The sequence below is a fragment of the Streptomyces himalayensis subsp. himalayensis genome (assembly GCF_013778455.1).
Taxonomy (GTDB): Bacteria; Actinomycetota; Actinomycetes; order Streptomycetales; family Streptomycetaceae; genus Streptomyces; species Streptomyces himalayensis.
The window spans coordinates 34,653-49,233 of record NZ_JACEHE010000037.1 but is presented as its reverse complement, the minus strand read 5'-3'; the positions used below and the strand labels follow the sequence as shown (position 1 = coordinate 49,233).

10 protein-coding genes and 2 pseudogenes are annotated in these 14,581 nt (G+C 71.2%); 8 read left to right on the top strand and 4 right to left on the bottom strand.

What is annotated here, in order from left to right; all coding sequences use genetic code 11:
* Window position 1 precedes the first annotated feature (1 nt).
* Window positions 2–456, bottom strand: a pseudogene (locus tag H1D24_RS36115) (acyl-CoA dehydrogenase family protein); the annotation flags it as partial.
* Window positions 457–518: 62 nt separating this feature from the next.
* On the opposite strand from H1D24_RS36115, the gene H1D24_RS36110 reads away from it, so the two are divergent.
* The 4 genes from H1D24_RS36110 (at window position 519) to H1D24_RS36095 (ending at window position 4,480) form a co-directional block, all read left to right on the top strand.
* Entirely contained in the window at window positions 519–1,160 is a 642-nt protein-coding gene (locus H1D24_RS36110; protein ID WP_181661967.1) for a TetR/AcrR family transcriptional regulator, read from the top strand.
* A 46-nt stretch (window positions 1,161–1,206) separates the two neighbouring features.
* Complete coding sequence (locus H1D24_RS36105) at window positions 1,207–2,364, top strand: acetyl-CoA C-acetyltransferase (protein WP_181661949.1); 1,158 nt, start codon at window positions 1,207–1,209, stop codon at window positions 2,362–2,364.
* A 222-nt stretch (window positions 2,365–2,586) separates the two neighbouring features.
* Window positions 2,587–2,790, top strand: a complete 204-nt coding sequence (locus H1D24_RS36100; protein WP_067270399.1) for a cold-shock protein — start codon at window positions 2,587–2,589, stop codon at window positions 2,788–2,790.
* 85 nt (window positions 2,791–2,875) lie between these two features.
* Window positions 2,876–4,480 carry a DEAD/DEAH box helicase gene (locus H1D24_RS36095; RefSeq protein ID WP_181661948.1) on the top strand — a complete coding sequence of 535 codons (1,605 nt, stop codon included), beginning with the start codon at window positions 2,876–2,878 and terminating at the stop codon, window positions 4,478–4,480.
* A 47-nt stretch (window positions 4,481–4,527) separates the two neighbouring features.
* Here H1D24_RS36095 and H1D24_RS43140 read toward each other — a convergent pair.
* Window positions 4,528–4,632 (bottom strand): annotated as a pseudogene (locus tag H1D24_RS43140) (acyl CoA--acetate/3-ketoacid CoA transferase subunit alpha); the annotation flags it as partial.
* 132 nt (window positions 4,633–4,764) lie between these two features.
* Window positions 4,765–5,664 carry a hypothetical protein gene (locus tag H1D24_RS36090; RefSeq protein WP_181661947.1) on the bottom strand — a complete coding sequence of 300 codons (900 nt, stop codon included), beginning with the start codon at window positions 5,662–5,664 and terminating at the stop codon, window positions 4,765–4,767.
* A 372-nt stretch (window positions 5,665–6,036) separates the two neighbouring features.
* Here H1D24_RS36090 and H1D24_RS36085 point away from each other — a divergent pair, with 372 nt between their 5' ends.
* The 4 genes from H1D24_RS36085 to H1D24_RS36070 all read left to right on the top strand — a co-directional run bounded on the left by H1D24_RS36085 (window position 6,037) and on the right by H1D24_RS36070 (window position 12,558).
* Entirely contained in the window at window positions 6,037–6,402 is a 366-nt protein-coding gene (locus H1D24_RS36085) for a chorismate mutase (protein WP_181661946.1), read from the top strand.
* A 295-nt stretch (window positions 6,403–6,697) separates the two neighbouring features.
* Window positions 6,698–9,217, top strand: coding sequence for an aminopeptidase N (gene pepN / locus H1D24_RS36080; RefSeq protein WP_181661945.1), 2,520 nt, complete (start codon window positions 6,698–6,700; stop codon window positions 9,215–9,217).
* 384 nt (window positions 9,218–9,601) lie between these two features.
* Window positions 9,602–11,029, top strand: a complete 1,428-nt coding sequence (locus H1D24_RS36075; RefSeq protein ID WP_181661944.1) for a pyridoxal phosphate-dependent decarboxylase family protein — start codon at window positions 9,602–9,604, stop codon at window positions 11,027–11,029.
* Window positions 11,026–12,558: a lysine N(6)-hydroxylase/L-ornithine N(5)-oxygenase family protein gene (locus H1D24_RS36070; RefSeq protein ID WP_181661943.1), complete on the top strand. Its 1,533-nt coding sequence runs from the start codon at window positions 11,026–11,028 to the stop codon at window positions 12,556–12,558. The genes H1D24_RS36075 and H1D24_RS36070 overlap by 4 nt, the downstream gene beginning before the upstream one ends.
* Window positions 12,559–12,671: 113 nt before the next feature.
* Here the strand turns inward: H1D24_RS36070 and H1D24_RS36065 are convergent, their stop codons facing one another.
* Entirely contained in the window at window positions 12,672–14,477 is a 1,806-nt protein-coding gene (locus H1D24_RS36065; protein ID WP_181661942.1) for a bifunctional metallophosphatase/5'-nucleotidase, read from the bottom strand.
* Window positions 14,478–14,581: the final 104 nt, after the last annotated feature.

Sequence of the window (14,581 nt, the reverse complement as noted above, 5' to 3'; positions counted from 1 at the left end):
GCTACCGGTCGGTCGCCTGGTCGCCGGGCCGGGGCGTCTGGGGGCCCAGCACCCTCGCCCGGCACGCCCCCGGCGTCCCCCCACGCGCCCCGTAGCGGGCGGGCCTTGCGGAGCCAGAGGGAGAGGTCGCGTTCCTCGGTGTAGCCGATCGCCCCGTGGAGCTGGAGGGCCGTGCGGGCGGCGGCGTACGTGGCCTCGCCCGCCGTGACCTTGGCGGCGGCGATGCCGGCCGGGGCCATCGACAGCGCGGCACCGGACAGCAGCGAGCGCGAGAACTCCAGGGCGAGCAGGGTGTCCGCCAGCCGGTGCTTGACGGCCTGGAACGAGCCGACGGGTGTACCGAACTGCGTGCGCTGCGTGACGTAGGCGAACGGTGCGGTGCAGCAGCTCCAGGCCGACTCCCAGGGACTGGGCCGCGGTGAGGAACGCCGCCCGGTCCGCCGCCCGCACCGCCGCCAACAGAGTCCGACAATGGTGACGTGCCGAAGAACAGTCAGACCAAGTCCCCGGAGTCCCGGGTGACCCCGCCGCCCGAGCGGCGCCGTGAACTCCTCGCCACCGCGGCCGAGGTGTTCGCCGCGCACGGCTACAAAGCGACCACCGTCCGCAGGATCGCCGACGAGGCGGGCATGCTCGCGGGCAGCCTCTACTACCACTTCGACTCCAAGGAGTCGATCCTCGACGAGATCCTCTCCATCTTCCTCGACGAGCTCTGGGACGGGTACGACGCCGTGCTCGCCGCCGGTCTCGGGCCACGGGAGACCATCGAGGCCCTGGTCACCGAGTCGTTCCGGGAGATCGACCGGCACGGGTCCGCCGTCGCGATCTACCAGAAGGAGTCCCGGCACCTCGCGAGGCAGCCGCGGTTCGCCTATCTCGCCGAGTCCCAGGAGAAGTTCGAGAAGGCCTGGCTCGGCACCCTGGAGCGGGGCGTCGCCGACCGCGTGTTCCGCGCCGACCTGGACATCCGCCTCACCTACCGGTTCCTGCGCGACACCGTGTGGGTCGCCGCGTCCTGGTACCGGCCGGGCGGACAGCACAGCCCCGAGGAGATCGCCCGCCAGTACCTGTCGATGGTGCTGGACGGGGTCGCCGTACGAGCCGTACGAGAAAACCCCGAACCGACAGCGAAAGCCCATAGCGACAGCGAAAGCCCATAGCGACAGCGAAAGCCCATAGCGACAGCTGACCAACGGAGGTCCAGCCATGCCCGAGGCCTACATCGTCGAAGCGGTCCGAACCCCGGTCGGGCGGCGCAGGGGAGGCCTCGCGGCCGTCCACCCCGCCGACCTGGGCGCGCACGTGCTGAAGGCGCTCGTCGAGCGCACCGGGATCGACCCGGCCGCGGTCGAGGACGTCGTCTTCGGCTGCCTGGACACGGTCGGCCCGCAGGCTGCGGACATCGCCCGCACCTGCTGGCTCGCGGCCGGGCTGCCCGAGGAGGTGCCGGGCGTGACCGTCGACCGGCAGTGCGGCTCCTCGCAGCAGGCCGTGCACTTCGCGGCGCAGGGCGTGCTCTCCGGCACGCAGGACCTGGTGGTCGCCGGCGGCGTCCAGAACATGTCCATGATCCCCATAGCGTTCGCGTCACGGCAGGCCACCGAGCCGCTGGGGCTGACGGAGGGCCCCTACGCGGGCAGCGACGGCTGGCGCGCGCGGTACGCCGACCAGCCCGTCAACCAGTTCTACGGCGCCGAACTGATCGCGAAGAAGTGGGGCATCACACGCGGCGACCAGGAGGAGTTCGCGCTGAAGTCCCACCAGCGGGCGATCCGCGCGATCGACGAGGGCCGCTTCGCGCGCGAGACCGTGCCGTACGGCGACGTGACCGTGGATGAGGGGCCGCGGCGCGACACGACCCTGGAGAAGATGGCGGGCCTGAAGCCCGTCATAGAGGGCGGCACGATCACCGCGGCCTGCTCCTCGCAGGTCTCGGACGGCGCGGCGGCGATGCTCCTCGCCTCCGAGCAGGCGGTACGCGAGCACGGGCTGACGCCCCGCGCCCGAATCCACCACCTTTCGGTGCGCGGGGAGGACCCGATCCGCATGCTCTCTGCGCCGATTCCGGCCACGGCGTACGCCCTGAAGAAGACCGGCCTCACGATCGACGACATCGACCTGGTCGAGATCAACGAGGCGTTCGCCCCGGTGGTCCTCGCCTGGCTCAAGGAGACCGGCGCCGACCCCGACAAGGTCAACGTCAACGGCGGCGCCATCGCCCTGGGCCACCCCCTGGGCGCCACCGGCGTGAAACTGATGACGACGCTGCTGCACGAGCTGGAGCGCACGAATGGCCGATTCGGACTGCAGACGATGTGCGAGGGCGGAGGCCAGGCGAACGTGACGATCGTCGAGCGACTCTGAGCCGTTCGGGGGACCGTCCGGGCGGTATTCGTGGTTCTGCCGCCCGGACGTGCTACGGTGAGGGCGTTGCGGTTTTGGTACCCATGAACTTTGTGTGCGCCTGACGGAATGATCGTCAGGCGCATTTTGTTTTACCGGGCTTTCCGGCACGGGGTCATGACGCGGCGACTAGGAATCCACAGGTCGTGGATTTCCGCAGCACACCCGTTAGGGAGATTAAAAATGGCTACTGGAACCGTGAAGTGGTTCAACTCGGAAAAGGGCTTCGGCTTCATCGAGCAGGACGGCGGCGGCGCCGACGTCTTCGCCCACTACTCGAACATCGCCACCCAGGGCTTCCGTGAGCTCCAGGAGGGCCAGAAGGTCAGCTTCGACGTCGTGCAGGGCCAGAAGGGCCCGCAGGCGGAGAACATCCTCCCCGCCTGATCGCCGGGACGCGATTTTCGCAGCCGGGGCCCGCACCTTTTCGGTGCGGGTCCCGGTTTCTGCTGCCCTCAGGAAGGCAAACCATATGACTCGATCCAGCTCAGAACGCCCGGCACGCCCCGCCCGCCGACGCCCCGCGAGCTCCCGCGCGGGGGCTCCGGCGAACTCGGCGAAGAGGCCCGGAAAGATTCCCGCCCGCCGGTCGGCGCCGCCCCAGGAATTCACGCTGCCCCGCAGCACCACCCCCGCGCTGCCCGCCGTCGAGGCGTTCGCCGAGCTGGACATGCCCGCCGCCCTGCAGAAGACCCTCGAGGCCCAGGGTGTGGTCGAGCCCTTCCCGATCCAGGCCGCCACGCTTCCGAACTCCCTCGCGGGCCGGGACATACTCGGGCGCGGGCGCACCGGCTCCGGCAAGACCCTCGCTTTCGGGCTGGCCCTGCTCGCCAGGACCGCGGGCCGGCGCGCCGAGCCGAAGGCGCCGCTCGTCCTGGTGCTGGTGCCCACGCGTGAGCTCGCACAGCAGGTCACCGACGCCCTCACGCCGTACGCCACCGCCGTGAACCTGCGGCTCGCCACCGTCGTCGGCGGAATGTCGATCACCAAGCAGGCCGGTGCGCTGCGGCGCGGCGCCGAGGTGCTCGTGGCCACGCCCGGACGCCTCAAGGACCTCATAGACCGGGGAGACTGCCGGCTCGGCGACGTGGCGGTCACCGTGCTCGACGAGGCCGATCAGATGGCCGACATGGGCTTCATGCCGCAGGTCACGGCGCTGCTGGAGCAGGTGCAGCCTACGGGTCAGCGGATGCTGTTCTCGGCGACGCTCGACAAGAACATCGACCGGCTCGTGCGGATGTTCCTGACCGATCCCGTGGTCCACTCCGTCGACCCGTCCGCGGGCGCGGTCTCCACGATGGAGCACCACGTCCTGTACGTCGTCGACGAGACCGACAAGAAGGCCGTCGCCACGCGCATCGCGGCGCGGGACGGCCGGGTGATCCTCTTCGTGGACACCAAGCGCGCCGCGGACCGGTTCGCCAAGCGCCTGCTGGCCAGTGGCGTACGGGCGGCGGCGCTGCACGGCGGCCGCTCGCAGCCGCAGCGCAACCGCACCCTCGACCAGTTCAAGAACGGCCAGGTCACCGCCCTGGTCGCGACGAACGTGGCCGCCCGCGGCATCCACGTCGACGACCTCGACCTCGTCGTGAACGTCGATCCGCCCACCGACCACAAGGACTATCTCCACCGCGGCGGCCGCACCGCCAGAGCGGGCGAGTCGGGCAGCGTCGTGACCCTCGTACTCCCGGACGAGAAGCGGGAGATGAGCCGCCTGATGAACGACGCGGGCATCCAGCCGCGTACGGCCAGGATCAAGTCCAGCGACGAGGAACTCGTCCGGATCACGGGAGCGCGCGAGCCGTCGGGCGTCGCGGTCACGATCGAGGTTCCGCAGCCGGTGCAGCAGCAGGCGGCCAAGCCGCGGTCGCGACGGGGCGGCGCCCGGCGGGCAGGCGGCGCGGGCCGGCCTGGGCGTACGGGTCAGGGGCAGGCGCCGGCCCATGGCGAGCAGCCGCGGAACGGAGAGCCCCGGGGCACGGCCAGGGGACGGCAGCAGGGTCGCGGTGCGGCGCAGAGCCAGGCGCGCCCGAACCGCTCTGAGCGCGGGGGCCAAGGGGGGCGGCGGGCGGCCTAGGCCCACCACTTCGATCAGCTGTCCGTAGTGACCTTGTGACAGGCAGGGGCCGCGCGGAAGTGCGGCTCCAGGGGGATCGAGTCGAGGGTCGCGAAGGGCGCGATCAGCTTGCGGATGCGGCCGGCCGCGACGAGGAGCCCGACGTCCGGGCCGTGCCCTGCGCGGCGCTCTGCCTGGCGCTGCCCGCGGAGGGCGGTGGCGGCGGGGACCAGTGACGGCCGGCGCTCGCCATGGCATGGGGCCGCGGACCGGGAGGTTCCGCGGCCCCTCCCACGACGACAGCCCTAGGTGTCGCACTCCAGCACCGTCCGGCATAGCGCGCACCGCGCGCGGACGCGCCCCCGCACCGGCACCCTGATCCGCTGATGGCACGTCGGACACGGGAAGGACACCCGCAGTGGCGTCCGCCCGTCGAAGGCGTACGGCCCCGGCTGGAGCCCGGGCGGGGGTACGGGCACCTGGTGGTCCTGCGCGAACCGGCGGTCCTTCGCGTACCGCCGCCGCCCCGCCCACCCGGCCGCCGTCAGCGGCGGCTGCTGCTCATCACGGCGGGCCTGCGCCATGCCCTTCGTATACGCCGTGTACGCCTGCGGACTGGTGAACCACGTCGACGGGTCCTCGCCGAAGGCCAGCGCCCGCTTGGCCAGCACGTACCCGAACTCCTCCGGCGTCAGATAGCCCAGCTTCTGCGACGACACGGCGTCCTCCCGGAACGCGTCGAGCAGCAGCCAGCCCGCGCCCAGATACGCCGCGGCGGTGTCGGTCAGGATCTCGTTGTCGCGCGTGCCGGGGAACGACAGGTCCAGGCGGTGCAGATAGATGTGCGTCACCTCGTGCGCGAGCGCCGCGCCGATGTCCCTGCGGTGGTTGCGGAAGCGGTTGTTCAGCTCGATGAAGTACTCGGGGCCCGCGGCGAGTTCGACGTACGCGGCATGCTCCATCTCGCGGAAGCTGACGATCATGCGGGCGTCCGGCAGCCGGTAGTGCCGCACGATCTCGCGGGCCACACGCTGCACGCCCAGATGGAGATCGTCCTGGTCGCAGAACGCCACGTCGGCCGGGACGACGCTGGTGTCGAAGCTGTTGACCGTGTGGTACGAGAGTCTTCTGTACAGCGCGGTGATGGCCGACCGCACCATGTCCAGATGCGGATAGCCGTGCTCGACCGGTCCGCCGTCCGCCACGTCCGAACCCCCTTCAGACGCCAGAACACATCTCCACGCTGTGGCCTCGCTGCACTGCCCCCACTGTATGCGGGACGGGCGCCGACGGGCCTGGCGATCGACGGGCGCCGGCCCCTTGCCGCCCCGTCGTGGAGGCCACCGTGCCGCCCCCGTCGTGGAGGCCACCGTTCCGCCCCGCCCATCATGGGGGCCATGCGCCGCCCACCGTGCGGGCCATGTGCCGCCCACCGTGCGGGCCACCGCGCCGCCCCGTCGGACAGACCACCGCTCCGCCCGCCGCGCCCCAGCTGACCACCGCGCAGGCCGTCGTGCCGGTGGCTGAGGACCGGGGGCCGTGCCCCACCCTCCACCTGCCACGTAGGGTGTCGCCCCATGACCACCAGCAACATCAACGAGCCCGGTACGCCGCACGGGCCCGGCACGGCCGACGACATCGACCCCGCCGTCCGCGCCGAGCTGTCCCGGCTGCGCGACAGCATCGACAACATCGACGCGGCCGTCGTACACATGCTCGCCGAGCGTTTCAAGTGCACCCAGCAGGTCGGCCACCTCAAGGCCGCCCACCAGCTCCCCCCGGCCGACCCGGCCCGCGAGGCCAGCCAGATCGCGCGGCTCCGGCGCCTCGCGGAGAGCGCCAAGCTCGACCCGGCCTTCGCCGAGAAGCTCCTGAACTTCATCATCGCGGAGGTCATCCGCCACCACGAGACGATCGCGAACGACTCGGCGGGCGGGGACTGATCCGCATCGGCACGGCACATATGCGGGCGCTCACACTCGCGTGAGCCCCGCACCGCTCGCTCCGTCCCTGAGGCCCGCACCGCTCGCGCCGTCCCTGAGGCCCGCACCGCTCGCTCCGTCCCTGAGGCCCGCACCGCCCGCACCGTCCCTGGGGCGAGTGCCCGCTCGCGGTGTCCCTGAGCCGAGCGCCCCCGTGCGCCGCCCCTGAGCTCCCCCCGCACGTCCTCCCCGCATCGGCCGGCCTGGGAAGAAAGCCCCTGTCGCCCCGCCCCGGCCATCAGGCAGCATGGCCCCCATGTCCGTACTGACGCGCGCCGAAGCGCAGAACCGAGCCGAGCTCCTCCACGTCCGGCGATACACCATCGACCTGGATCTGACCCGGGGCGAGGAGACCTTCGACTCCCTCACCGTCATCTACTTCACGGCCCGCTCGGACGCGGACACCTTCGTCGAGCTGAAGCCGGCCGAGCTGCGCTCCGCGACCCTCGACGGACAGCCCCTCGACACCGGCACCCTGGACGGCAACCGTCTCCCGCTGACCGGTCTGACCGCGGGCGAGCACGAGCTGGTGATCGACGCCTCGATGCGGTACTCGCACACCGGTGAGGGCATGCACCGCTTCACCGACCCGACGGACGGCGAGACCTACACGTACACCCAGCTGTTCCTGGACGACGTGCAGCGCGTCTTCGCCGCCTTCGACCAGCCCGACCTCAAGGCCGTCTTCGAGGTGACCGTCACCGCGCCCGACGGCTGGACCGTCCTCGCCAACGGCGTCACCGAACACACCGGAGGCGGCGTCTGGAAGGCCGCGCCGACCCCGCTCATCTCCACGTACCTCGTCGCCGTCGCCGCCGGCCCCTGGCACTCCGTACGCACCGAGCACCGCGGCCTGCCCTTCGGCATCCACTGCCGCCGCTCCCTCGCGCCCTACCTCGACGCCGACGCCGAGGAGATCCTCGACGTCACGCGCGCGTGCTTCGACCGCTACCACGAGAAGTTCGAGGAGCCCTACCCCTTCGATTCCTACGACCAGGCGTTCGTCCCCGAGTTCAACGCCGGCGCCATGGAGAACCCGGGCCTGGTCACCTTCCGCGACGAGTTCGTCTACCGCTCCGCCGTCACCGACACCGAGCGGCAGACCCGCGCCATGGTCATCGCCCACGAGATGGCCCACATGTGGTTCGGCGACCTCGTCACCCTGCGCTGGTGGGACGACATCTGGCTCAACGAGTCCTTCGCCGAGTACATGGGCTACCAGACCCTCACCGAAGCCACCCTTGGGGGGTCTGGGGGGACTCCCCCCAGAAAGTGGGGCACTGACACGTGGGTCGACTTCGGCGTCGCCCGCAAGGCCTGGGGCTACGACGCGGACCAGCGCCCCTCCACCCACCCAGTCGCCCCCGAGGCCGTCGAGGACACCGCCTCCGCGCTCCTCAACTTCGACGGCATCTCCTACGCCAAGGGCGCCTCCGCGCTCCGCCAGCTCGTCGCCTGGCTCGGCGAGAAGGACTTCCTCGCAGGCATCAACACCCACTTCGCCCGCCACAAGTTCGGCAACGCCACACTCGCCGACTTCATCGACTCCCTCGCCGGCGCGACGGAACGCGACGTGCACGCCTGGGCCGACGCCTGGCTGCGCACCACCGGCGTCGACACCCTCGTGCCGAGCACCGCCGGCCACAACGGCAGCCACACCCTCACCGTCGACCACCAGGGCAGCCGCCCCCACCGCATCGCCGTCGGCCTCTACGACCAGGACCTCACCGACGGCAGCCGGCTCACCCTGCGCGAACGGTTCGAACTCGACGTACCGCAGAACCGATCCGCGCACCCCATCGGCAGCCGCCCCGCGCTCATCGTCCTCAACGACGGCGATCTCAGCTACGCCAAGATCCGCTTCGACGACCGGTCCTTCGCCACCGTCCAGGAAGCCCTCTCCGGCATCCCCGAGCCGCTCACCCGCGCCGTCGTGTGGAACGCCCTGCGCGACGCCGTCCGCGACGGCGAACTGCCACCCGCCGCCTACCTCAAGGCCGCCCGCACCCACCTCCCGCACGAGACCGACCTCGCCATCGTGCAGGGCGTCCTCGCCTTCGCCACCGGCCAGGTCGCCGGGCGGTACGTGGCCGACGAGGACCGGCCCGACGCCCTCGCCACCCTGACCGACCTCTGCCGCGACCTCATCCGCCGCACCGAGGACGGCGACAACCCCGGCCTCCGGCTCACCGCCGTACGCCACCGCATCGACACGGCCTCGCGGCCCGACACGATCAGCGCCTGGCTCTCCGAGGGCACCGTCCCCGGCGGGCCCGAGCTCGACCCCGAACTGCGCTGGCGCATCCTCGGGCGGCTCGCCGTGCTCGGCGCGATCGACGACGCCGTCATCGAGGCCGAGCTCGTCCAGGACCCCAGCGCCAGCGGCCAGGAGGGCGCCGCCCGCTGCCGGGCCGCGCTGCCCGACCCCGAGATGAAGCGCAAGGCCTGGGACGAGATGTTCGCCGCCGACCATCTCTCCAACTACCTGTTCACCGCCACGGCCCAGGGCTTCTGGCAGCCCGAACAGGCCGCGCTCGTACGTGAGTACGTGCCGCGGTACTACGCCGACGCGGTCGCCGTCGCCGCCCGGCGCGGCCCCGCCATCGCCGACGCCGCCGGGCGCCACGCCTTCCCTCTCTACGCGGTCGACACCGACACCCTCCGCCTCGGCGAGGAGTGCCTCCGCGACGCGGACCCGATCCCGTCACTACGCCGCCGCCTCGCGGACCAGTTGGACGACTTGGCACGGGCGTTGCGGGTGCGCTCCTCAGCCTGACGGGGCGGGCCGGTCCCGTTGTGGGCAGTCGTTCCTCCCCGGGTGGGCGCGCCCCACGACGGCGGGCCGGTCCCGTTGTGGGCAGTCGTTCCTCCCCGGGTGGGCGCGCCCCACGACGGCGGGTGGGTTCCGTTGTGGGCAGTCGTTCCGCTGGGGCGGAACGGGTGGGCACAACCCACGACGGCGGGGGCGTCGCGTACGGCCCGGCCCCCGGCAGGGGTGGGCGCACCCCACACCGGCGGGTGCCCGACGTGGAACCTGCACCCCGGGTGGGGGTGGCCCCCGCCACAACACGGGCCACGCCAGTACCACTTGCGTGTCCCGATCGTTGAGGCTGGTGCCCCCTGCACCCGTCGCGCCCACCGCCCACCCGAAGGACAGCCCATGAGCACCCCGCCCCCGCGGGCACTGCCGTCCCCACCATCAGAGGAGGAGGGGACGGCAGTGCCGCCCCTCTCCGGCGGCCCCCAAGGCCCCACCGCCCTGCGCCCGTTGCTGACCACCGTCCTCGACGCCCTGCACGAAGGAGCCTCCGCCCGCCGCGGCCCCCTCCCGCCGGGAGGACCGGAGGCCGTGGCCGCCCGCGTGCGCGAGGCCGTAGGCGCCGCCCTCCCCCCAGAGGGCACCGGCGCCGACGAGGCACTCCACACCCTCGTCCGCCTCCTGGCGGAAGGCGCCGCCGACCCCGCCGAACCGCTCTGCGCCGCCCATCTCCACTGCCCGCCCCTGGCGCTCGCCACGGCCGCCGATCTCGCCGTCTCCGCGCTCAACCCGTCCCTGGACTCCTGGGACCAGGCCCCCGCCGCCTCCGCACTGGAAGCCCTCGTCACGGCGGCCCTCGCCGCCGAGGTGTACCCACGCGCCCGTACCGCCGACGCCCTCGTCACCACCGGCGGCACCGAGTCCAACCAGCTCGCCCTCCTCCTCGCCCGCGAACAGCACGGCACCGTCCGGCTCGTATGCGGTGAGAACGCCCACCACTCCCTGCACCGCGCCGCCTGGCTGCTCGGACTGCCCGAACCCGTCACCGTGCCCGCACCGGCGGGAACCCTGAACCCCACCGCCCTCGCGGACACCCTCACCCAGTTGCCGGGCCCGGTCCTCGTAGCCGCCACCGCCGGCACCACCGACGCCGGACTCATCGACCCCCTCCCCGAGATCGCCGACCTGTGCGGCGCCCACGGCGCACGCCTGCACATCGACGCCGCATACGGCGGCGGGCTCCTCTTCAGCGACCGGCAGCGCGCCAAGCTCGACGGTCTCGACCGCGCCCACACCGTCACGCTCGACCTGCACAAACTCGGCTGGCAGCCCGTCGCCGCCGGGCTCCTCGCCGTACGCGACCCGCACGACCTCGACGCCCTGGCCCACCGCGCCGACTACCTCAACGCCGACGACGACACCGAGGCCGGCCTGCCCGACCTGCTCGGCCGCTCCCTGCGTACCACGCGTCGCCCCGACATACTCAAGACCGCCGTCACCCTCAGAGCCCTCGGCCGCACCGGCCTCGGCGCGCTCGTCGACCGGGTCTGCGCGGCCGCCCGCGAATTCGCGCAGCTGATCGACGCCCACCCCGGCTTCGAGCTCTACGACACACCCACGATCAGCACCGTCCTGTTCCGACCCACCGGGTCCGACGACGCCGACCTCGCCCGCGTACGACGGGCACTGCTCACCGATGGCCGCGCCGTCCTCGGCCGTGCCCGGCTCGACGGCCGGCTCTGGTTCAAAGCCACCTTGCTCAACCCGCACACACGGCCCGGCGACCTCGCCGGCCTGCTGAAACTGGTGGAAGGAAACACCGCCCGATGAGCCCGACGCCCTCCGACCCCGGCCGGCACGCCGACCGTCCGGCCCCCCGGCCCGCCCACCGCCGCGGCCCCGCCACTCACCGAGAGTGCACCGAGCCCACACCCCAAGCCCCCCGCGACCTGGTCGGCATCGGCATCGGACCCTTCAACCTCTCCCTGGCCGCCCTCGCGCACCCCCTCGCCGAGCTCGACACCGCCTTCTACGACCAGCGGCCCGCCTTCCACTGGCACCCCGGACTCCTCATCGACGGCGCCACCCTCCAGGTGCCGTTCCTCGCCGACCTGGTCACCCTCGCCGACCCCGCGAACCCCTGGTCGTTCCTCAACTACCTGCGCCACCGCGAGCGGCTGTTCCCCTTCTACTTCGCCGAGCGCTTCCACATCCAGCGCGCCGAATACGACGCCTACTGCCGCTGGGTCAGCGAGAACCTCCCCGGTCTGCACTTCGGCCACCAGATCGACACCGTCCGCTGGGACCCCGAACGCTCCCTGTTCGAGATCGACTTCACCCAGCTCGACACCGACGGAGAAGCCGAGGCACTCGGCCGCACCCACGCCAGGAACATCGTCCTCGGCATCGGCACCGCCCCGTACGTCCCCGAACCCCTCAGAGCGCTCGCCGACGCACCCGCCGTACCCGTCGTGCACTCCGCCGAATACCTCCGGCACCGCGAGCGCATCCTGGCCGCCGGGCACATCACCGTCGTCGGCTCCGGCCAGTCCGGCGCCGAGGTGTTCCTCGACCTCCTACGACACCGTCCCGCCGGGCGCGAGAGCATCCACTGGCTGGCCCGCACCGAGGCCTTCGCGCCGATGGAGTACTCGAAGCTCGGGCTCGAGCACTTCACACCCGACTACACCCGCTACTTCCACGGCCTGCCCCAGCCCGTGCGCGACCGCCTCGTGCCACGCCAGTGGCAGCTCCACAAGGGCATCGACACCGACACCATCGCCGCCATCCACGACGAGCTCTACCAGCGCACCCTGCACGGCGGCTGGCCCGACGCCGTCCTCACCCCGGGCGTCCGCGTCCGTGCCGCGTCCCGCGTCGGGCAGGCCACGATCGAACTCGACCTGGAACACGGTCAGCAGGGCACGAGCTCCCGCCTCCGCACCGACGCCGTCGTCCTCGCCACCGGCTACCGCGAGCGGCCCCTCGACCGGCTCCTCGCCGACCTCGCCCCCCACATCCGTCGCGACACGGCGGGGCGCCTCCGCATCGACGAGCAGTACCGCGTGGACCTCGACCCCTCGATCACGGCAACCGGCTGCAACGTCTACGTCCAGAACGCCGAACGCCACACCCACGGCGTCGGCGCCCCCGACCTCGGACTCGCCGCCTGGCGCAGCGCCGCCATCCTCAACGCCGTCACCGGCAAGGACCCCTACCCGCTGCCCCGGCGCACCGCGTTCACCACTTTCGGCCTGGACGAGCAGCCGACGCCGGACCCCGGCCGGACGGGCGGGGCCGGCGCCGGCCGCACGGGCGGGATCGGCCGGGCGCGGCTGGCAGACCCGGCCTCCCTGTAAGACGGGTATCCCCAGCAGACGGGTACCCCTACAAGTCAGGAATTCATAGAAGACCGGCATTCCTACAAGACCCGCAATCCAAGAAGACCGGCATTCCTAGAAAATCGGCATTCCTAGAAGACCGGCGCCCCGTCCCGCGTCAGCTTCCAGTCCACCGACGCGAACTCCGCCGGGTCGATGGACACCTTCTCCTTCACCCACGCGATCATCGTGTTGCGGATCTCTTCGGAATTCGACCACAGCATCTTGGCGGCGGCGACAAACGGGAAATTGCCGCCGCCATTGGCCCGATAGTTGTTCACGGCCAGCACGAACTGCGCGTCGTCAGCCAGCGCCGCACCCTCGAACTGCACATTCGTCACGCGCGAACCGGCCGCCTTCGCGATGTCGATCTCATAGGTGAGACCGCTGACCACGTCGTAGTTGTAGTCCGGCGTACCGTTCGCGTTCGTCAGCTTCGCCGGGTCGACGTCGGCACCCGCGGCCGTCTGGACGAAATAGTTCGCCGAGAACTCCAGATACGCCTTGATCTGCACACCCGTCATAAGCCGCGCCTCCAGCGTGTTCTCGAAGACATACAGCCCCGCCACATCGCGGATCGTCACCTCACCCGCCGGAATCACCGCGCTCCGCGAGAAACACGCCGCCTGCGACAGCACCGGCAGCGACGCGTACTCGGTGCCCGCCAGCGCGTCCTTCACCGTCGCGGCCTGAATGTGGTTGATCAGATCGATGATCGGCACATCCCTGTACGGAGCCTCCGCCGACGTCATCTCCGCCGCGTTCGTCCCGATCACCTGATTGACGTAGGCCACGACCTTCTCGTGCTCGTCCTGCAGGATCTTCGTGATCTCCTGGTCCTCTTCCACCGTGTTGGAGTTCAGGACCTGCGCGCCCACGGTCTCCACCGTCCAGCGGCCCTTCTCCCACACCAGCCCGAAGTCGAACAGCGTCAGCCGCTGCCCCCACTTCAGCGGCTCCGACAGCACCACCTGCTTGCCGGTCTCCTTGTTCGTCACGAAATACTCGGGGATCTCCGTGTGCGCATGCCCGACCAGAATCGCGTCGATCCCCGGCACCTGCTCCGCCACAAGACCGGCCGCATTCTCGATGTACGGCAGCTGGTCCCCGTACGACGACGTGCCCGACGAACCCGAATGCGCCGACACGATGACGACGTCCGCACCCATCGACCGCAGCTTCGGCACCCACTTGGCGGCCTGCTCCTCCAGACCGGGGAACGTCATCTGGCCCTGCACATTGGCCTTGTCCCAGATCGCGATTCCCGGGTTGGTGAGACCCAGGATCGCCACCCGCACATCACGGCCGTACGGAGTGCGCAGCGTCTTGATGACATACGGCGGGAATGCCGGCTTCAGCGTCTTCGCGTCCAGCGCGTTGGCGCCGAGGAGCGGGAAACGGCACTGCTGCTCGAACTTCCGCAGCACCGGTATGCCGTAATTGAACTCGTGGTTGCCGAGCGCCGCCGCGTCATAGCCGATGGCGTTCATCGCCTGCGCCATCGGATGCACCGGGCCGTTGTCCGCGGTGATCGGATCGACCTTGGCGTAGTAGTACGACAGCTGCGTGCCCTGGATCGTGTCGCCCGCGTCGATCAGCAGCGTGTTGCGCCGGCCCTTCTCCCTGCGGACCTGGTCCACCAGCGTGGAGATCTTCGCCAGACCGACGTCGTTGTGGGCCCTGTCGTCGTACTCCTTGTCCGTGAAGTAGTCCCAGTTGAAGACGTTGCCGTGCAGATCGGTCGTGCCCATGACCGTGAACGCGTACCGCTTCGGCGGGTGCCCGCCCGCGGACCCGGCCGTGGCGGCGGAGGCGGGAACGGCGGCCGCACCCGCGAGGGCGACCCCCGCACCCGTGGCGGCGGACCGGCCCAGGAACGACCTTCTGTCGAACGGCATTTCGTCTCCCTGCTTGACTCAGCGGTCGCGATCTACGCGCGATGACACAACGCGCGTAGAATTCTGTCCCACCGGCCCCAGTCGGCAACACCCCTTTCGCGTTT